The sequence below is a fragment of the Dactylosporangium thailandense genome, from assembly GCF_059739745.1.
The window spans coordinates 17,070-36,433 of the sequence record NZ_AP029195.1; the positions used below are offsets into that span (position 1 = coordinate 17,070).

Here is a 19,364-nt window from a genome sequence, read left to right on the forward strand (position 1 = left end):
GGCGACGCCGCCTACCTGCGCGACGTGATCGCCGCGATCAGCGGACCAATGGTGCTCGTCGGCCACTCGGACGGCGGCTCCCGTGCACGGCGCGGCCAGGGTCGCCTGGCTGCTCCGTGCCCTGCTGGCCGGGAACGACCTGACGATCGAGAGCGTCGACGGCAGCGCCGGCCTGGCGATCCGCCGGGCCGGCACCGCCGTGGCCGTGATCGCCGTCAGCCGCCACGAGGACCGGGCCACGACCCTGTGGATCGTCCTGAATCCCGCGAAGCTGCGGGGCTGGCCCGGCCGCTGAGCTTGTACTGCCAATACATGGCTGCGAACGGGCAGCGGCGCCAGAGTCGAGGCATGAGGAAGGTAACCATGCGGCACACCACCGACCTGACCGGGCGGCTCGCCGTCGTGACCGGGGCGAGCAGCGGCATCGGACTCGGCCTGGCGACGAGGCCAAGGGCGCCGCCGCGCTGCGTCGCATCCGCGCCGAGGCGCCCGGTGCCGCCGCATCGCTGCGCGGGCTCGACCTGGCCTCGCGCAGCCGGGCAGCGAGAGCTACGAGAAGCTGCGGCTCCTGAGCGCCGGCACCGGCGGGATCAGCGCCCGTCGCCCTGCACGCGCCGCACCACGGCCCACGCCGCCGGCAGCAACGCCGTCGCGAGCAGCACCTTGATCGCGTCGCCGATCAGGAACGGCACGGCCCCCGCCTCGAGCGCCTGCGCCGGCGTCAGGTGGGCCGCGACCGCGAGGTACGACACGCCGACCGCGTAGATGCACAGATTGCCGACCACCATCGTGCCCGCGGTCCGCAGCGGCGTCCGGTCACCGCCGCGCTGGGCCAGCGCGCCGACCACGGCGCCGGCCAGGACGAAGCCGATGACGTACCCGAAGGAGACGAACCCGGCGCCGCTCGTGCCGCCGGCGAACCACGGCACGCCCAGCGCGCCCACGGCGAGGTAGAGCAGCATCGAGGCGACGCCCCGAGCCGGGCCCAGCGCCGCCCCGACCAGGAGCACGGCGAGGGTCTGCCCGGTCAGCGGAACCGGGCTGATCGGCTCGATGGACACGGCGATCTGCGCCGCGCCGCCGGTCAGCGCGGCACCGAGCCCGACAAGCACGGCGTCGCGGGCGAGGGCCCCCGGCACCAGATCGGCGAGAACGCGGGGCGGGACGGCGTACGAGTCGCTCACGGAGCCTCCAGGCGAGAGTTCAGGCGTGTCGACTGTAAGGCGTCGAACCCTCCTGGCGGCCGGCGCTGCGATCGGCAGTACCGTCCAATTTGTCACGCCCGCGCGGCGCACAGCGCGGGGAGGCTCAGTGCGGGCCGTGAATCTCCCGATGGAGGCGCTCCATCCGCTCGTCCAGTCTGGCCGCGTCGCCGGCCGCGGCCACGAGCTCCTCGCGCAGCGCGGCGGGGATGTCCGGGTCGTACTTGTAGTAGATCTTGTGTTCGAGGCTGGCCCAGAAGTCCATCGCCACCGTGCGCAACTGCACCTCGACCGGGACCGCGACGACGCGGTCGGACAGGAACACCGGGATCTCCACGATCAGGTGGAGGCTGCGGTACCCGTTGGGCTTCGGTACGGCGATGTAGTCCTTCGTCTGCAGCAGGCGCACGTCCGACTGCCGGGTCAGCATGTCCGCGACCGTGTAGACGTCCGAGACGAAGCTGCACACGATCCTGATGCCGGCGATGTCGTAGATGCTGGCGCGCACCCCCTCGACCGTCATCGCACAGCCGATGCGCGCCGCCTTCGCGCTGATGCTGGCCAGCGTCTTCAGGCGCGGGCTGACGTACTCGATCGGGTTGTCCCGGCCCTTGTGCACCAGTTCCTCGGCGAGGATCTTCACCTTCGTCTCGACCTCGGCCAGCCCGAACTTGTAGTGCAGCATGAACTGCGAGAACTCCTCGGCCAGGTCTCGCAGCGTCTCCAGCACGGCTGTGTCATCGAGCAAAGACCCCAACTCGCGCGAAACGCCGTCGTCCGCGGTGTTCTTCCGCTGGTACATCTGCCACCTTCCGCCGTCGGCGCGAGTGAGGTACGTGCGCGTTCCACTGCCGTCCTGGCCAAGCATGACGTACTCCCGGCCGGCGCGGCCGTCTTGGCCCCCTCATGCGGGCAGGACTTCCGTGCGGTCGCAGTCGGCCGCGGGGCGCACGGCCATCGCGCGCGCCGCACGGTCAACGTATTCCAACATCAACGCCCTCGAGTGTTTGCTATTGACAACTATCTTTACAGTCGGCGACCATGCTGAAAGCGCTCTCACGTCCGCCACGTGGGGGATGAGCAGGGCGTGTCCCACCTCCCGCCCGTGCTCGAGAAGGGGCCAAATCGCTGTGAAGAATCAACACGAACGCACATTGGCGGTCGTGCGCAGCCGAATGAAACTGCTGGCGGCGGCCGCCACCCTCGCCGTCGCCGTCCCGGTTGCCGCGACCGCGGCCGCGACCGTCGCGGCAACGGCGGCGCTGGCGATCGGCCCGGCGACGCTGCCCGTGACGTTCACCAACAACACCGGCCGCAGCGGCGCCGTCTACCTCTACGTGCTCGGCACCAACCTGAGCACCGGCCGGCTCGGCTACGTCAACGCCGCCGGCGCCTTCACCGCCTGGCCGGCCGGCGGGATTCCGCCCACGCCCGCGCCGGACGTGTCGATCGGCGGGCCCGGCAACGGCGGCTCCGTCACCCTCCAGGTTCCGCGGGGCCTGTCCGGGCGGGTCTACTTCTCGCTCGGCCAGAAGCTGAACTTCTACCTCACCCCGGACGGCCTGGTCCAGCCCGCGCCGTGGGCGTCCGGCGACGCCAACCGCGACATCCTCTTCGACTGGAGCGAGTTCACCTACAACGACGCCGGGCTGTGGCTCAACAGCTCCCAGGTCGACATGTTCGCGGTGCCGCACGTCGTCACCGTGACCGGCAGCAGCGGCGTCACGAGCCGCACCGGGGAGCTCGTCTCCGGTGGGCGCGACGCCATCATCAACGGCATCAAGGCGCAGGCCGGCTGGAGCGGTTCGGTGTACACGCGCTCGGACGGCACCGTGCTGCGGGTGCTGTCGCCGGGCAAGGCCGCCGACGCCGGGCAGTTGAGCACCACCTACCTGGACTCGTACATCACGTCCGCCTGGAACGCGTATGCGTCCAAGACGCTGACCGTGGTGCCGTTCGGCGATCAGCCGAACACGAAGTACTTCGGCCGCACGTCGGGCGCCGTCATGACGTTCACCAACGGGTCGGGCCAGCAGGTCGCCTCGTTCAGCAGGCCGTCGAGCGGCGACGTGTGGGGCTGCGCCGGCAACCTCGCCGCGCCGAACGATCTGGTGGTCGGGCCGATCGCCCGGACGCTCTGCGCGGCCCTGAACCGCGGGACGCTGGGCACGATCGACACTCAGCCGAGCACCAACGCGGCCGCGTTCTACCAGAACAACCCGACCAACCAGTACGCGAAGATCATCCACTCGAAGATGCTCGACGGTAAGGCGTACGCCTTCCCGTTCGACGACGTCGGCAACTTCGAGTCGCTCGTCAACGACGGCGACCCGCGCTCGGCCGGCATCATCCTCACCTCGTTCACCGGTGGGGGCTCCTCGGGCAGCCCGGCGACCTCGGGCACGATCGCGGGCCCGGGTGGCAAGTGCGTCGACGTCGCGGGGGACGACACGGGCGGCAACGGCACGGCGGTGCAGCTGTGGGACTGCCAGTCCAACGCGGTGGATCAGCACTGGACGCACAACGCCGACAACTCGCTGAGCACGCTGGGGCGGTGCCTGGACATCAACGGCAACGGGACCGCGAACGGCACGCAGGTCGAGCTGTGGGACTGCAACGGTGTGGGCGGCCAGAAGTGGGTGCAGCAGGCCGACGGCTCGCTGCGCAACCCGCAGTCGGGCCGGTGCCTGGACTCGCCGAGCGGCGCGACGGGCAACGGCACGCGGCTGCAGATCTGGGACTGCAACGGCAGCGCGGCGCAGAAGTTCGCCGTCAACGGCGGCGGCGCGATCCTCGGTCCCGGCGGCAAGTGCGTCGACGTCGCCGGCGACGACAACGGTGGCAACGGCACGGCGGTGCAGCTGTGGGACTGCCAGTCCTACGCCGTGGACCAGCACTGGTACCACAACGCCAACGGCTCTCTGCGCACGCTGGGCCGCTGCCTGGACATCATCGGCAACGGCACCGCGCAGGGCACCCAGGTCGAACTGTGGGACTGCAACGGAGTCGGCGGCCAGAACTGGGTCCAGCAGGCCGACGGCTCGCTGCGCAACCCGCAGTCGGGCCGGTGCCTGGACTCGCCGAGCGGCGCGACGGGCAACGGCACGCGGCTGCAGATCTGGGACTGCAACGGCAGCGCGGCGCAGAAGTTCGCGCTGAGCTGAGGCCTGGCCGACCGGGCGGCGGCTCTCTGGCCGCCGCCCGGCAACAGCGGCGTCTGCCTGGTCGAACGACCTGGTGCTGACCGCCCGTCGGCGATGACGACATTCTTCGCCCTGAGCGCAAAGATCCGCCGATTACCCGGCCCCGGCCGGGTAATCGGAGGCTAGGGAGGCTGGACCACCCGCAGCGTCGTGGGTGAGGGGAGAACAACCGATGAGCCGGCTCATGGCCCCCTGGATGAGCGACAGCACCGCCGAGCCCGCGTTCGGGGATGACGGGTTGGAGCCCCACGTGCCCGATGCGGAACGTCTGGTCGCGGAGGCGGTGGCCCTGGCGAGCGCCGAGGACGCCGACCCCGAGCTGGTCGCGCGCTACTGGCGCCTCGTGCCGGACGAGGAGCTGGCCGGCTGCGCCGTGGCGACGATCGTTGCCGCCACACGGTCGCATCTGGAGCTGGCCCAGCAGCGTCTGCCCGGCGAGCTGAAGCTGCGCCTGGGCGTGAGCGCCGCCGGCGGTACGTCGCTGGAGATCGTCACCGACGAGATGCCGTTCCTGGTCGACTCGGTCACGAGTGCGCTGCAGGCGCGCGATCTCGACGTGAACATGCTGGTGCACCCGCTCATCGTCGTGCGGCGGGCGCCGCTGGGCGCGCTGGAGGAGGTCCTCGTCGACCTGGAGCCGGAGGACGCCGGGCCGGGTGACGTCGTCGAGAACTGGATCCGCATCGAGGTCGACCGCATCCGCGACGGGGCCGAGCTCGAGGAGCTGCGCAACGACCTGGCCCGGGTGATCGACGACGTGCGCGAGGCGGTCGAGGACTGGCCGAAGATGCGCACCCAGGCGCTCGCCCTGGCCGACGAGCTCGGCCGCGAGCGGCTGCCGGTGCCGGACAAGGACATCACGGACTCGGTCGAGCTGCTGCGCTGGCTCGTCGACGACCACTTCACGTTCCTGGGCTACCGGGAGTACCGGTTGACCAAGGGGGACGAGGGGGAGGAGCTGCTGCAGGCGGTGCTCGGCTCGGGTCTGGGCATCCTGCGCGCCGACCAGGTCAAGCCGCGGGTGCTGTCCTCGATGACCGCGGAGGCCTACGCCAAGGCGCTGGAGAAGCGGCTGCTCATCATCACGAAGGCGAACTCCCGCGCCACGGTGCACCGCTCGGCGTACCTGGACTACATCGGCTTCAAGCAGTTCGACCACGAGGGCAACGTCGTGGGGGAGAAGCGCTTCCTCGGGCTGTTCTCCTCGGCGGCGTACCGCACCAGCGTCCGCGACCTGCCGGTGATCAGGCGCAAGGTCGCGGAGGTGGTCGAGCGTTCGGGGCTGTCGCCGCGTTCCCACTCCGGCAAGGAGCTGATGGAGACGCTCGAGACGTATCCACGCGACGAGCTGTTCCAGATCGGCACCGAGGAGCTCTACAGGGCCGTCATGGGCGTGCTGCGTCTGGCCGGCCGCCGGCAGCTCAAGCTGTTCCTGCGCCGTGACGCGTACGGCCGCTTCATCTCGTGCCTGGTGTACCTCCCACGGGACCGGTTCACCACCGCGAACCGGCTGCGCATCCAGCAGATCCTGGTCGCCGAGCTCAACGGCGTCGGGGTGGACTACGCCACCCGGGTGAGCGAGTCCAAGTTCGCCCGCGTGCACTTCATCGTGCGCACCGAGCCCGGCAACCCGCCAGGCGACATCAACCTCGACCGTCTCACCGAGCGCCTCGCCGACGCCACCCGGCTGTGGGACGACGACTTCCGCCTCGAGCTGGAGCGCAACCTCAACGACGAGCGCCAGGCCAAGCAGCTCCACCAGCGCTACGGCGGCGCGCTCTCGGAGACGTACAAGGACGAGCACACGCCGACCGAGGCGGTGAAGGACGTCGCCAAGCTGGAGCTGCTGGACGAGCGGGGCCAGCTCGTGATGCACGTGTACCGCCGCCGCCAGGCCGAGAGCGACATCCGGTTCAACGTGTTCCGCTACGGCGAGCCGATGATCCTCTCCGCCGTCCTGCCGATGCTGCACTCCCTCGGCGTACGGGTCACCGACGAGCGGCCCTACGAGATCGTCCGCTCCGACGGCCCCGTCTACCTCTACGACTTCGGCCTGCAACTGCCGACCGGCTCGCGGGCGATCCTCGAGGTCCGCCCCCATCTGGAGAACGCCTTCTACGCCACCTGGCGCGGAGAGGCCGAGGTCGACGACTTCAACGCCCTCGTGCTGAAGGCCAGGTTCACCTGGCGCGAGGTCGTCATCCTGCGGGCCTACGCGAAGTACCTGCGCCAGGCCAGCACGGTGTTCTCGCAGGACTACATGGAGACGACGCTGCTGGCCCATCCCTCGATCGCCGCGAAGCTCGTAGACCTCTTCACGGCTCGCTTCGACCCGCAGCTGCAGCTGTCCGAGACGGCGCGGTCGGAGTGGTCGAAGAAGATGGTCGCGGCGATCAACGAGGACCTCGACGAGGTCACCAGCCTCGACCAGGACCGGATTCTGCGCTCGTTCCTGCATCTGATCCAGGCGACGTTGCGCACGTCGTTCTTCCAGCGTGGTGATGGTGGGCGGCCGAAGTCGTACACGGCGTTCAAGCTTGATCCGCAGTCGATTCCGGATTTGCCGGCGCCGCGGCCGCGGTTTGAGATTTTCGTGTACTCGCCGCGGTTCGAGGGTGTGCATCTGCGGTTCGGTTCGGTGGCGCGTGGTGGTCTGCGCTGGTCGGATCGGCGGGAGGATTTCCGGACCGAGATTCTGGGGCTGGTCAAGGCGCAGATGGTGAAGAATGCCGTCATCGTGCCGACGGGGGCCAAGGGCGGGTTCGTGCTGAAGCAGAATCCGGGCGACCGTGACGAGGCGGTGGCGTGCTATCAGCTGTTCATCTCGGCGTTGCTGGATGTCACGGACAATCTGGACGGTGGCAAGGTCGTGTCGCCGCCGGATGTGGTGCGTCACGACCCTGATGACCCGTATCTCGTCGTCGCGGCGGACAAGGGGACGGCGACGTTCTCGGACATCGCGAACGAGATTTCGGTGCGGTACGGGTTCTGGCTCGGTGATGCGTTCGCGTCGGGTGGGTCGGCCGGGTATGACCACAAGAAGATGGGGATCACGGCCAAGGGTGCTTGGGAGTCGGTGAAGCGGCACTTCCGTGAGCTGGGTGTGGACACGCAGGCGAGTGAGTTCACGGTGGTCGGGGTCGGTGACATGTCGGGTGACGTGTTCGGCAACGGGATGCTGCTCTCGCCGTTCATCCGGCTCGTGGCGGCGTTCGACCACCGGCACATCTTCATCGACCCGTCCCCGGACGCGGCGACGTCGTTCGGGGAGCGGGCCCGGCTCTTCGCGCTGCCCCGGTCCTCCTGGGACGACTACGACAAGGCGCTGATCTCGTCCGGCGGCGGTGTCTACTCGCGGGCGGCGAAGTCGATCCCGATCACGGCTGAGGCGAGGGCCGCGCTGGGGATCCCGGCGTCGGTCATCGCACTCGCGCCCAACGAGCTGATACACGCGATCCTGTCGGCCCCCGTCGACCTGCTCTGGAACGGCGGCATCGGCACCTACGTGAAGGCGACCGGGGAGTCCCACGCCGACGTCGGTGACAAGGCCAACGACTACGTGCGGGTCAACGGCCGGGAGCTGCGCGCGAAGGTCGTCGGCGAGGGCGGCAACCTGGGCCTGACCCAGCGGGGGCGGATCGAGTACGCGCTCAACGGCGGCCGCATCGCGACGGACTTCATCGACAACTCGGCCGGCGTCGACTGCTCCGACCACGAGGTCAACATCAAGATCCTGCTCGACCGCGCGGTCCTCGACGGCGCGCTCGACCCCAAGGACCGCGACCCGCTCCTGGCCGAGACGACCGACGAGGTCGGCGAGCTGGTTTTGCGCGACAACTACGAGCAGGCCAGGACCCTGGGCAACTCCCGCGCGCAGGCGCGCCTGCTGCTGCCGGTCCACAAGCGGCTCATCGCCGACCTGGAGCGCCGCGGCCTGCTCGACCGCGCGCTGGAGGCCCTGCCCACCGACGAGGAGCTCGACGCGCGTGCCGAGGCGGGAATCGGCCTGACCTCACCCGAGTTCGCGGTGCTGCTCTCCTACGTCAAGATCGTGCTTGAGCACGAGATCCTCGACTCCGACCTGCCGGACGAGGAGTGGACCAACGAGGTGCTGGTCGAGTACTTCCCGACCCCGCTGCGCGAGCGGTTCGCCGAGGCGATGGCCGAGCACCCGCTGCGCCGCGAGATCGTCACCACGCAGATGGTCAACCAGGTTGTGAACGGGGGCGGCACGTCGTTCTTCCACCGCGCCACCGAGGAGACCGGGACCGGCGCCGCGGACATCCTCCGGGCATTCGTGGTGATCCAGGAGGTGTACGGCCTGGGCGAGCTGCGCCGCGCCGTCGAGTCCCTCGACAACCAGGTCCCGACGGAGGCGCAGACGGAGGTCTATCTGGGCATCCGGCGGCTGCTCGACCGGGCGGTGCGCTGGCTGGTCACCAGCCGGCGCCTCCCCATCGACGTGCCGGCCGAGATCGCGCGGCTGAAGCCCGGCATCGCCCGGCTGCTGCCGCAACTGGAGACGCTGTTCCGCGGGCAGGAGCGCGACGCGCTGCAGGCCAACACCGCCACGCTGCGCGGGCTGGGCCTGCCGGCGGAGATCGCGGACGCGGCAACCCGGATCATGTACGGCTTCGGTCTCCTCGACATCGTCGAGGTCGCCTCGCAGACCGGCCGGGAGGTCAGCGAGGTCGCCAGGGTCTGCTACGTGCTGTCGGAGCGCTTCCGCATCTACGACCTGCTGTCGCGGATCTCCAACCTGCCCCGCGAGGACCGCTGGCAGACGCTGGCCCGCATGGCGCTGCGCTACGACCTCTACGCCGCGCTCGCCGCCCTGACGGCGGAGGTGCTCAACGAGACGGCGCCGGACGACGACGCCGTGGGCCGGGTCCACGAGTGGGAGCAGCGCAACGCCACGTCGATCGCCCGCACCCGCAACGCGATCGGCGAGTTCGGTGAGTCCCCGGGCGACCTGGCCGCCATCTCGGTGCTGCTCCGCCAGATCCGCACCCTGGTGCAAACCTCCGCCGCCTGACCGTCGCCCGAGGCCCTGTCACACGGCGTCCGCCGCGTGCGGGCGCAGCCGGACGACGGCGATCCGGCGGCGTACCTTGGCCTGATAGCCCTCGTACGCGGCGAGGGACGCGACGAGCCGCGCCCACAGGGCGTCGCGCTGCTCGTCCCGCACCTCCGACGCGGTCACCCTGAGCCGCTCGCCGCGGGTCTCGACCACGGCGTCCGGGTCGGCGAGCAGGTTCAGCCACCACTGCGGTTCCCGGTCGATGCCGCCGTTGGAGGCGGCCACGATGTAGTCGGTGCCGTCGCGCAGGTACAGCATCGGCACGGTGAAGAGCTGACCCGAGCGCCGGCCGCGGGCCGTCAGCAGCAGCACGTCACAGCCGCGGAAGCGGTGCCCGATGCGGCCGTTGGTGCGGCGGAACAGGGCGATGTGCATCCGGGCCACGTTCCTGCTCACCTGGGTGAACAGGCGGTCCCGGCGGCCGGCGCGGGTGTCCGTGCTCATGCGCCGGCCGCCGGTGCGGCGTAGCGGAAGGTGCGGCGTTCGGCGCGGGCGAACCGCCGGACGAGGAGCCCTCCGACGGCGCGCAGGACTGGACCGCCGGGGATCCGGCGCACGGCGTGCGGCGGGAGGCCGTACATCACCCAGGCGAGCGCCGCGGGAACCTCGCGCGGGCGGTAGTCCGGCGTGAAGTGCTCCTTGTCGAGCCGCTCCCAGTCGTGCTGTGTGAGGTAGGCCTGGACGAGCGCCATCGCGTCACGCTCCTCGTGGGCGAGGTGGGCCAAGAGCCGGTCGCGCAGCTCGGTGACGTGCCCGGCGAGCGCCTCGCGCGTGTCGGCGGCGCCGGCGGTCCCGGCGGCCAGCCCGGAGAACCCGGCGCCGCAGGCCCGCAGCAGCGGATCGATGTGCTCGTGCTCGGCGGCCATCGCGTGCAGCACGGCGGCGTCCTCGCCACCGGCCGTGCGCTCCAGCAGCAGCGGCCAGAGCCCGGCGTCCTCGCCGTGGTGGTGCTTGTGCAGCACACCCGCGAACAGTGCCCACCGGCGCTGGAGCCGTTTCCAGCACGCCTGGTCCCCGGCCGGGGTGGCGGCCGCGGCCGCGGTGAAGAGGGCGAGGTCGCGCCGGAACGCGTGGTGCATCAGGTACATGCCCGCGGGGTCGACGGGCCCGGCGGGTGCGGCCGTCTGGCCGGGAAGGACGAGCTGCTCGACGTCGAGGGCGCCGTCCGGGCGGATCACGGCTGTCATGATCCCTCCTTTCGCTTGAGTCAGGATACTATGAATTGAGTTCTGATAAAGTCAATAAGTGGTCGAAGGAAAGCGGACATACCAGTCGAAGATCCGCGCGCAGCAGGCCGGGCGGACTCGAAACGCCGTGATCGCCGCCGCCGCGGAGTGCTTCACCCGGCTCGGATACGCCGAGACGACGATGAAGGCCATCGCGGCGCACGCGGGTGTCTCGGCGCAGACCGTCTTCGCGCACGGCGGCAAGGCCGCGCTGCTGCTCGCGGCGGTCGACCGAAGCATCGCCGGCGGCGGCGGCGACGACGTGCCGCTGCTCACGCAGGACCGGTTCCAGCGGATGCTCAACGCGCGCGACAAGGACGAGAAGCTCCGCCTGCTGCGCGGGATCACGCTGGACTGGCTGCCGGCGGCCGGGCCGATCCTGCGCTCGTTCCGCGAAGCGGCGCCCGGTGATCCCGAGATCGCCGCGGCGTGGGAGGAGTACGAGCGCCGCCGCCACCGCGACGCGGGAATCATCATCGAGTCCTGCTCGCACCTGCTGCGGCCGGGGCTGACGGTCGAGCGGGCCACGGACATCTACTGGGCGGCCCTCGGTCCGCAGGCGGCGGACGCGTTCCTGCTCGGCCGGGGATGGTCGCTGACCGACTGCGCCGACTGGCTCATGGACGCCATGGACCGCCTGCTCTTTCGATGACTCCCGCCACGGCCCGTGTCCGGCGTCGGGGGCGCCGCGGCCGGAACGTATGAAGGCATGGAGATATCACGTATCGACGCCTTGACGTCTTATTGAACATGAATACCATCTTCAACTAGCGCCGCGTGGTGCTGCTGAGGATGGGAGCTTGTGTATGCGTACGCGATCAGGGTTGCGGATGGCGGCATTCGCAACGGCCGCGACGATAGCGGCGGTCGCCGTGGCCGCGCCGGCGCAGGCGTCGCCGGTGACGGTCATCTCGGAGGGCCACGTCGACGCGGTCGATGTCGGCTACGAGGACGGCCACCTGCAGATCGTGATCCACGACGAGCGCACCGAGCCCGGCGCCGAGCTCGACCCGGCGCGCGTGGTGCTGGTGGCCAAGAAGGAGTCCGCGACGCAGGTGCCGAGCGACCCGGCGTTCGGCTTCCTGGGCTCGCCGGGCTCGACGGTGTACCTGCTGCCGGAGACCCAGGACGAGCGCCTGCTCTGGCCGGGTCTGTCCACTGAGGACATCGAGCCGGGCGTGTTCCGCAACGACGCGGTGACGATCCGCTTCAGGCAGGTCGTCGGCCCCGACGGTGTCAGCCTGTTCACGTTCGGCCCCGACGGCTCGCCGAACAAGCTGGTCGACAGCGAGGACGGCCTGCCCGACAACGTCACCCTGCTCGCCGGCGCCCACGTGCACAGCAACTGGGCGTTCGAGCGGGACGGCACGTACCGCATCAAGGTCGACGCGACCGCCAAGCTCGCCGCCACCGGCGCGACCGTGACGTCGCCGGCCGTGTGGATCACCTTCTGCGTCAAGAAGAAGTAGGGGACCCCGATGAGAATCCTTGCGCTGCTCACCGCCGCGACCGTCGGCGCCGTGGCGGCGGTGACGCTGGCGGCCGGTCCCGCCTCCGCCGCGACGATCACCACCGGCCACGTCGACGTCCTCGACGTCGACTACGAGGGCGGCGCGCTGTCGCTGAACATCAAGACCAACGCGCCGCTCAGCCCGGTGACCGACGACCTGGACCCGGCCGCCACCGTCCTGCGGGTGCTGCCGTCGTGGACGACGACGGTGCCGTCGGGCGCGGCGTGGTCGTGCCTCGGCCCGGCCGGATCGACCATGTACGTGGCACCGCAGGCGTATGACGCCGGCAAGCTCTACGCGGGCTGGGACACCGGCGACGTCGCCGCCGCGCAGGGCCCGGTCAAGCTCGAGCTCGTCAGCGTCGTGTCCAGCCCGGCCGGTGGCCGGTTCACGCTGTACACGACGGCGACGAGCGGCCTGTCCGTGGTGCCGACGTTCCGGCTCAACAGCAACACCGCGGCCGGCTGCGGCGTGCCGGTGTGGCCGGGCGGCATCGGCGCCGCCGTGCACGGCCACGGCAACTGGGCGTTCTCCCAGGCCGGCACCTACACGATCACGTTCAAGGCCACGGCCCAGAACGGCGCCGGCGCCACCTCCGGCAACGTCGCCTACACCTTCCAGGTCGGCTGATGCGCACCGCCGGGCGGCGGGCCCGCGTCCGCCGCGCGGCGGTGCTCGCCGTCGTCGTCACGCTGCTGGCCGGCTGCGCGGGCAAGCCGGTCCTGCGGGCGCACAGCGACCGGCTGCGGGTGGTGACCACGACCGGGCTGCTGCGCGACCTGGTCCGGCAGGTCGGCGGCGACCGGGCCGACGTCGTGTCGCTCGTGCCCGACGGCGGTGACCCGCACACCTACGAGCCGACCCTGCGCGACGCCCGCAACGTCGTCTACGCCGACGTCGCCTTCAGCAACTACGCGCTGCTGGAGGAGCACAACGTCATCAAGACCCTCGACGCCGACCTGCGCCCCGGCGCGACCAGCGTGTCGCTCGCCGAGGAGTCGGTGAAGTACGCCGCGGAGCTCATCCCGCTGGTCGAGCACGCCAACCTCGACACCGTCTGGCTCGGCCTGCGGGTCCGCGGCGACGGCGCCGGGCTCGGCGCGACCCGGGCCTCCGACGTGCTCGTCACCGCGACCGCGCTCACCGGCCCCGGCCGGCTCTACGCCTACCTCACCGGGACCTTCGGCGACACCGACGTGTACTTCGACTCCTCCGACGGATTCCGCGACGACACCGCGACCCTGCCCGCGGACGCGCACACCCATTTGTCGTGGGCGTTCACGACACCGGGCGTCTACCGGCTCACGCTCCAGGCGCGGCTTCGGGTCGCGGACGCCGGCCCGACCGTGCCGCTGGGGGAGGCCACCTACACGTTCGCGGTCGGCGTCAACCCGGCGGGCGCCGGCGTCCCCGGTGCGACCGTCCTGGACGCGGGCCACGCCGACCTGACCGTGGACGTGGACACGGGCCGGCTCGGGGTGCTCCACGACCCGACCGGCGGCGGGGAACAGGCGCAGCGGTGGTACACCGCCGACCAGGTCGTCGTCGACGTGCCGGGCAAGGCGCTCGCCGAGGTCCCGCCCGGCCCGCAGTTCCGCTTCCTGGGCCGGCCCGGGACGCCGGTGTACCAGCTGCCGCAGGCCGTGCTCGGCAAGCACGTCCACGGCGAGATCGACCCGCACCTGTGGCAGAACATCCGCAACGGCATCGCCTACGTGAAGCTCATCCGCGACACCCTCATCGGCCGCGACCCCGCCGGAGCGCCCGCCTACCGGGCCAACGCCGAGCGGTACCTGGCCGAGCTGCAGGCCACCGACGACTACGTGCGCCGGACCATCGCGGCCATTCCGAAGGCGAACCGGTACCTCGTCACCACCCACGACGCCTTCGGCTACCTCGCCGCCGCCTACGGCGTCACGGTCGCCGGGTTCGTCACGCCCAACCCGTCCGCCGAGCCGTCGCTGGCCGACCGCCGCAAGCTCACCGAGACCATCCGGCAGCTGCGGGTGCGGGCGGTCTTCCTCGAGCCGAACCTCAGGGCCCGCTCGTCCACGCTCACCCAGGTCGCCGCGGAACAGGGCGTCCGGGTGTGCCCGATCTACGGCGACACCTTCGCGGGACCCGTGCGGACCTACGTGCAGATGATGCGGTTCAACGCCGACTCGCTGCTGACCTGCCTGGGCTCATGAGCCCCCGACACTTGGAAAAGACGATGCAGCATCGGTACCGCACGATCGTCGCCGTGCTCGCCGCGGCCCTGGCGGTGGGCGTCAGCCCGCCCGCGGCGTGGGCGAGCCCCTCGGACGATCCGCAGCTGAGCCAGAGCCTCGATCCGGACCAGCAGATCGTCCACGGCGAACGGGTCCTGCGGACCGGCCACGTCGACATGGGACCACGGTTCGACAACGGGCGCTGGCGGTTCCTCATCCACGACGACGCCCGCAAGGCCGACCCCGGCGCGGCCAGCGTGTGGCGCCACCCCGACGAGACCGTGCTGCAGGTGGCCGACGCGGCGAGACTGCCGGCCCCCGCCGACCCCGCCTACGCCTTCATCGGCGCCGAGGCCGCGACGCCGGTGTGGGTCGTCCCGCAGACGCAGAACCCCGACGTCGTCTGGGTCGGCTGGAACACGCAGGACCCGCAGGTGATGCAGCGCGTCGACCGCGGCGTCACGCTGTCGCTGACCGGCGTGCGGGGGCCGGGCATCGTCACCGTCTACCTGCACTCGGGCGACTTCGGCAAGCCGCAGGTCCTGTGGGACTCGCGCAAGGCCGAGCCGCAGCCGGTGTGGGTGGACGTGAACACGCACACGCACGCGAACTGGGTGTTCACCAAGCCCGGCGCGTACCTGCTGCGGCTGGAGGCCAAGGCCCAGCTCCGCGACGGCACCACGGTGAGCGACACCCAGCTGATCCGCTTCGCCGTCGGGACCGCGACACCGGCCGCCGACGCCCTCGCCGCGACCTGGTCCGGATCGGCGGCTCCCGCCACATCGGCCCCGCCGCCGGGCACGTCCGACGCGGCACCGAGCCCGTGGCCGTTGGTCGTCATCGCCGTCGTCCTGGTCGCCGGCCTGGTCGCCGTCCTGGTCGCCGGCGTCGCGGTCGCGGCCCGGTCCCGGCGGGCCCGGCGCCGGGTCTTCGCCGCCCGAGCCGGAGCCGGCCGATGAGCGCGGGTCTGGCCGTGGCCGGCCTGGACGTCGACCTGAGCCGCCGCCGGGTCCTGACGGCCGTCGACCTGAGCGTGGCGCGCGGCGAGCTGGTCGGCCTGCTCGGCCCGAACGGGGCCGGGAAGACGACGTTGCTGCGCACGGTGCTCGGCCTCGTCCGGCCGGCCGCCGGGCGGGTGACGCTCGACGGCGCGGACGTGCGGGCCGGGCGGGCCCGGATCGGGTACGTGCCCCAGCGCCACGAATTCGCGTGGCAGTTTCCGATCTCGGTCGCCGATGCCGTCATGACCGGGCTGACCGGCCGCCTCGGCCTGCTGCGCCGCCCGGGCGAGTCCGCCTGGCGGGCCGTCGCCGACGCGCTGGACCGGGTCCGGCTGACGGGCCTGGCCGACCGGCCGATCGAACAGCTCTCCGGCGGCCAGCGCCAGCGGATCCTGGTCGCCCGGGCCCTCGCCCTGCGGCCGGCGGTCCTGCTGCTCGACGAGCCCTTCACCGGGCTCGACATGCCGACCCAGGAACTGCTCGCCGAGCTGTTCACCGACCTGGCCCGGGAGGGCCGCGCCGTGCTCATGACCACCCATGACCTGGCGGGGGCGCTGTACACCTGCGACCGCGTCGCCCTGCTCAACCGTACCGTCGTCGCCACCGGAACCCCGGCGGTGCTGGCGGCCGACCCGGCGGCGTGGATGCGCACCTTCGACGTCTCCGAGAACAGCGCGCTGCTGCGCATCCTGAAGGCGGTCTGAGCGCGTGAACCCCGTCGAGTTCCTCACCGATCTGCTCAACCCGGACCTGGCGTTCCTGCCCAAGGCGCTGGCCGTCGCCGTCATGTCCTCGGTCGTCTGCGGCGTGGTGGGCTGCTACGTCGTGCTGCGCGGCATGGCGTTCATCGGCGACGCCGTCTCCCACGCGGTCTTCCCGGGCCTGGCCGTGGCCTTCGTCGTCTCCGGCAACCTGGTCCTCGGCGGCTCGATCGCCGGCGTCCTCACGGCGATCCTGGTCGCGGTCTTCGCCCAGAACCGGCGCCTGCGCGAGGACACGCTCATCGGCGTGCTGTTCGTCGCGACGTTCGCCGTGGGCATCGTCATCATCTCCCAGGCACCGGGCTACGCCGGTTCGTTGCAGCAGTTCCTGTTCGGCTCGATCACCGGCATCCCCACCTCGGACCTGTACGTCGTGGCGGGCACCGCAACCGCCGTCCTGGCCGTGCTGTTGCTGTTCCACAAGGAGTTCGTCACGATCTCCCTGGACCGGGAGAGTGCCCGCGCGATGGGCGTGCGCGTGTTCTGGCTCGACCTCGTCCTCTACGTCATCGTCACGCTGGCCGTCGTCATCAGCGTCCAGACCATCGGCAACATCCTCGTCCTGGCGCTGCTGGTCACCCCGGCGGCCACCGCCCGGCTGCTGACCGACCGGCTCGGCCGCATGATGGCCATCGCCCCCGCCGTCGGCGCCGGCTGCGCGCTCGCCGGCCTGTACGTCTCCTGGTCCTGGGACCTGCCCACCGGCGGCACCATCGTGCTCGTCCTCACCGCGGCCTTCCTGGCGGCATGGTTCCTCGCACCTCGCCGCGGCCTCCTCGCCCGGCGCCGGGCACCACGGCCGCACACCACCGATCGATGCGAGAAATGAGGTTCCTGATGCGACGCGCGCTGCTGCGCCATCCCACGCCACGCCGGGTCATCGCCGCCGGCGCCACCGTGGCCGCCCTGGTGTTCGCCGGCCTGTGGGCGCTCACCACGCCCGCGGCCGCGGCCGGCCCGCCGGTCAGCGGGCAGCGCCGGGTGCTCAACGACGTGCACACCGACGCGCTGGACGTGCGGTGGAGCGACGGGCAGATGCGGCTGCAGACCCGCGTCGGCTACGAGCCGTTCGAGTACGAGGACCCGGCCCGGATCGTGTTCCAGCTCCGCGACACCCCCGACACGCAGGCCCAGGTGCCCGACGACCCCGCCTACGCCTTTCTCGGCCCGCCCGGCACCCCGGTGTGGCTGGCCCCGGAAACGCAGAACCCGGCCGTGATCTGGCCGGGCTTCGACACCGAGTCGATCGCGCCCGGCACGTTCGCGGGGGACACGGTCGACCTGCACCTGCGGGGGGTCAGCGGGCCGGGCACCCTCGAGGTGTTCTCGTTCAACCCGGACGGCACCCCGGCCCGGATCTTCTCGGCGGCCGATCCCGCGTACACCACCAAGACGCTGCAGACCGGCGTCCACGTGCACACCAACTGGTCGTTCACCGCCCTGGGCTGGTACACCCTGACCTTCGAGGCCACCGCCACCATCCCCGGCGGCGACAGGGTGCACTCCGGCCCGGTCGACTACACCTGGTACGTCGGCGGCGTCGCCGCGACCGACCTGGTCCCGATCACCACCACGGCGGCCCTCACCGCCGCCCCGGACGCCGCCCGGGCCGGTGATCCGCTCACGCTCACCACGCAGGTCACCCCGCCGGCCGCGAACGGCTGGGCGGAGTTCCTCGACGGCACCACCCCGCTCGGCACCGCCGACGTCGCCGACGGCACCGCGACCCTCGTCACCTCCGCCCTCGCCGCGGGCGACCACACGCTGACGGCCCGCTTCATCCCGCGGTTCGACAACCACTACGCCCCGGCGACGACACCCGCCCGGCCGCTCACGATCGCCCCCGGCTCCGGCCCGTCACCGAGCACATCCGCGTCGCCGAGCACATCCGCGTCGCCGAGCGCGACCCGCTCGCCTTCGACGAGCCCGCCCGGCACCACGCCGCCGCCGACCGAGGACACGACGACCGCGGTCCCCACGACCACGACCGGCGCCGCGACCCCGGCCCCGACCCGCACGACCTGCGTGCCGACGACGAGCACCACCACCGGCGGGGTCGTGCTCGACCAGGGCCACGTCGACTACGCCGCCCGCGTCGTCAACGGGGAGCTGGTGTCGCAGATCAAGGACGGCACGAAGGCCGGCTCGACGGTCTGGCGCAGCCCCGCGGACGTCGTGTTCCACCTGACCGACCGGGCCGCCGCCAAGGTGCCCAGCGGACCGTTCGGCTTCATCGGCCCGGCGGACACCCCGATCTGGCAGATCCCGCAGACCCAGCAGCAGGGCGTGCTGTGGGCCGGCTGGAACACCGAGGAGATCACCACCGCCCAGGTCACCGGCCCGGTCACCTGGAAGCTCACGGGCGTGAACGGCCCCGGCGCCCTGTCCGTCTTCGAGTACGACTCGTTCGGCCAGCCGAAGGTCATCTTCAACAGCAGGGACGGCCTGCCCGACAGCTACGCCGTCCCGCTGGGCACCCACGCCCACGGCAACTGGGTGTTCACCGCGGCCGGCGCCTACCGGCTCACCTTCACCCAGACCGCGACGCTGGCGTCCGGCAAGCAGTCGAGCGCCACGCAGGTGGTCACGTTCGCGGTCGGCAACACGGATCCCAGGGCCCTGCTGCCGAAGAAGACCACCACGACCGGGTGCGGCTCCGGCGGCCGGTTGCCGACCACCGGCGTGTCGCTGCGGGGGCCGCTCTACGGCGGACTGTCCATGCTGGCCGCCGGCGTGGCGCTGGTGATGCTCGCCTCCACGCGCCGGTCAGCGGCCGCAGCGTGAGCAGGTGCCGAAGATCTCCAGGGTGTGCCCGATCTCGGTGAAGCCGTGCTCGGCCGCGATGCGTTCGGTCCAGCGCTCCACGGCCGGGCCGCGGACCTCGACGGTGGCGTTGCAGGAGCGGCAGACGAGGTGATGGTGGTGGCTGGCGCCGCAGCGGCGGAACAGCTGCTCGCCGCCCGGCAGCCGGGTCGCGTCGACCTCGCCGGCGTCCTGCAGCAGCTGCAGCGTGCGGTAGACCGTGGTCAGGCCGACCTGGGCGCCGCGCTCGCGCAGCAGTGCGTGCAGCTGCTGCGGCGTGCGGAAGTCCGCGATCTCGTCCAGCAGGGCGAGGACCTCGACGCGTTGCCGGGTGTTGCGGGTCGCGCCGCTGATGATGTCACTCATGG

The 19,364-nt window shown here is 71.5% G+C and carries 16 protein-coding genes; 11 read left to right on the plus strand and 5 right to left on the minus strand.

The window, feature by feature from the left end; all coding sequences use genetic code 11:
- Positions 1–82: 82 nt before the first annotated feature.
- Positions 83–295 carry a hypothetical protein gene (locus AC6JBM_RS00060; RefSeq protein ID WP_497981546.1) on the plus strand — a complete coding sequence of 71 codons (213 nt, stop codon included), beginning with the start codon at positions 83–85 and terminating at the stop codon, positions 293–295.
- 295 nt (positions 296–590) lie between these two features.
- Here the strand turns inward: AC6JBM_RS00060 and AC6JBM_RS00065 are convergent, their stop codons facing one another.
- Together AC6JBM_RS00065 and AC6JBM_RS00070 are read right to left on the minus strand one after the other, a co-directional pair.
- Positions 591–1,184 carry a biotin transporter BioY gene (locus AC6JBM_RS00065; protein WP_497981547.1) on the minus strand — a complete coding sequence of 198 codons (594 nt, stop codon included), beginning with the start codon at positions 1,182–1,184 and terminating at the stop codon, positions 591–593.
- A 124-nt stretch (positions 1,185–1,308) separates the two neighbouring features.
- Positions 1,309–1,950, minus strand: a complete 642-nt coding sequence (locus AC6JBM_RS00070; protein ID WP_497981548.1) for a GTP pyrophosphokinase — start codon at positions 1,948–1,950, stop codon at positions 1,309–1,311.
- A gap of 415 nt (positions 1,951–2,365) precedes the next feature.
- Here AC6JBM_RS00070 and AC6JBM_RS00075 point away from each other — a divergent pair, with 415 nt between their 5' ends.
- Together AC6JBM_RS00075 and AC6JBM_RS00080 are read left to right on the plus strand one after the other, a co-directional pair.
- Positions 2,366–4,366, plus strand: a complete 2,001-nt coding sequence (locus AC6JBM_RS00075; RefSeq protein ID WP_497981549.1) for a beta-1,3-glucanase family protein — start codon at positions 2,366–2,368, stop codon at positions 4,364–4,366.
- 211 nt (positions 4,367–4,577) lie between these two features.
- Positions 4,578–9,440 (plus strand): NAD-glutamate dehydrogenase, encoded by a 4,863-nt coding sequence (locus AC6JBM_RS00080; RefSeq protein WP_497981550.1) that lies wholly within the window; start codon positions 4,578–4,580, stop codon positions 9,438–9,440.
- 18 nt (positions 9,441–9,458) lie between these two features.
- On the opposite strand, the gene AC6JBM_RS00085 is transcribed toward AC6JBM_RS00080, so the two are convergent.
- Both AC6JBM_RS00085 and AC6JBM_RS00090 read right to left on the minus strand, forming a co-directional pair.
- Positions 9,459–9,929 carry a nitroreductase family deazaflavin-dependent oxidoreductase gene (locus AC6JBM_RS00085; RefSeq protein ID WP_497981551.1) on the minus strand — a complete coding sequence of 157 codons (471 nt, stop codon included), beginning with the start codon at positions 9,927–9,929 and terminating at the stop codon, positions 9,459–9,461.
- Positions 9,926–10,672, minus strand: coding sequence for a hemerythrin domain-containing protein (locus tag AC6JBM_RS00090; protein WP_497981552.1), 747 nt, complete (start codon positions 10,670–10,672; stop codon positions 9,926–9,928). Before AC6JBM_RS00090 ends, AC6JBM_RS00085 begins: the two co-directional genes overlap by 4 nt.
- A 58-nt stretch (positions 10,673–10,730) precedes the next feature.
- Here AC6JBM_RS00090 and AC6JBM_RS00095 point away from each other — a divergent pair, with 58 nt between their 5' ends.
- The 8 genes from AC6JBM_RS00095 to AC6JBM_RS00130 all read left to right on the plus strand — a co-directional run bounded on the left by AC6JBM_RS00095 (position 10,731) and on the right by AC6JBM_RS00130 (position 18,978).
- Positions 10,731–11,363, plus strand: coding sequence for a TetR/AcrR family transcriptional regulator (locus AC6JBM_RS00095; RefSeq protein ID WP_497981553.1), 633 nt, complete (start codon positions 10,731–10,733; stop codon positions 11,361–11,363).
- A 178-nt stretch (positions 11,364–11,541) separates the two neighbouring features.
- A complete protein-coding gene (locus AC6JBM_RS00100; protein ID WP_497981554.1) occupies positions 11,542–12,180 on the plus strand; it encodes a choice-of-anchor M domain-containing protein in 639 nt (212 codons plus the stop codon).
- Positions 12,181–12,189: 9 nt separating this feature from the next.
- On the plus strand, positions 12,190–12,852 hold the full coding sequence (locus AC6JBM_RS00105) for a choice-of-anchor M domain-containing protein (protein ID WP_497981555.1): 663 nt from the start codon (positions 12,190–12,192) through the stop codon (positions 12,850–12,852).
- On the plus strand, positions 12,852–14,411 hold the full coding sequence (locus tag AC6JBM_RS00110) for an anchored repeat ABC transporter, substrate-binding protein (protein ID WP_497981556.1): 1,560 nt from the start codon (positions 12,852–12,854) through the stop codon (positions 14,409–14,411). Before AC6JBM_RS00105 ends, AC6JBM_RS00110 begins: the two co-directional genes overlap by 1 nt.
- A 23-nt stretch (positions 14,412–14,434) precedes the next feature.
- Positions 14,435–15,391 (plus strand): choice-of-anchor M domain-containing protein, encoded by a 957-nt coding sequence (locus tag AC6JBM_RS00115; RefSeq protein ID WP_497981557.1) that lies wholly within the window; start codon positions 14,435–14,437, stop codon positions 15,389–15,391.
- A complete protein-coding gene (locus AC6JBM_RS00120) occupies positions 15,388–16,137 on the plus strand; it encodes an anchored repeat-type ABC transporter ATP-binding subunit (RefSeq protein ID WP_497981558.1) in 750 nt (249 codons plus the stop codon). The genes AC6JBM_RS00115 and AC6JBM_RS00120 overlap by 4 nt, the downstream gene beginning before the upstream one ends.
- Before the next feature lie 4 nt (positions 16,138–16,141).
- Positions 16,142–17,023 carry an anchored repeat-type ABC transporter permease subunit gene (locus AC6JBM_RS00125; RefSeq protein WP_497981559.1) on the plus strand — a complete coding sequence of 294 codons (882 nt, stop codon included), beginning with the start codon at positions 16,142–16,144 and terminating at the stop codon, positions 17,021–17,023.
- An 8-nt stretch (positions 17,024–17,031) separates the two neighbouring features.
- Complete coding sequence (locus AC6JBM_RS00130) at positions 17,032–18,978, plus strand: TIGR03773 family transporter-associated surface protein (RefSeq protein ID WP_497981560.1); 1,947 nt, start codon at positions 17,032–17,034, stop codon at positions 18,976–18,978.
- On the opposite strand, the gene AC6JBM_RS00135 is transcribed toward AC6JBM_RS00130, so the two are convergent.
- On the minus strand, positions 18,961–19,362 hold the full coding sequence (locus AC6JBM_RS00135; protein ID WP_497981561.1) for a Fur family transcriptional regulator: 402 nt from the start codon (positions 19,360–19,362) through the stop codon (positions 18,961–18,963). The two genes, AC6JBM_RS00130 and AC6JBM_RS00135, sit on opposite strands and share 18 nt — an antisense overlap.
- Positions 19,363–19,364 lie beyond the last annotated feature (2 nt).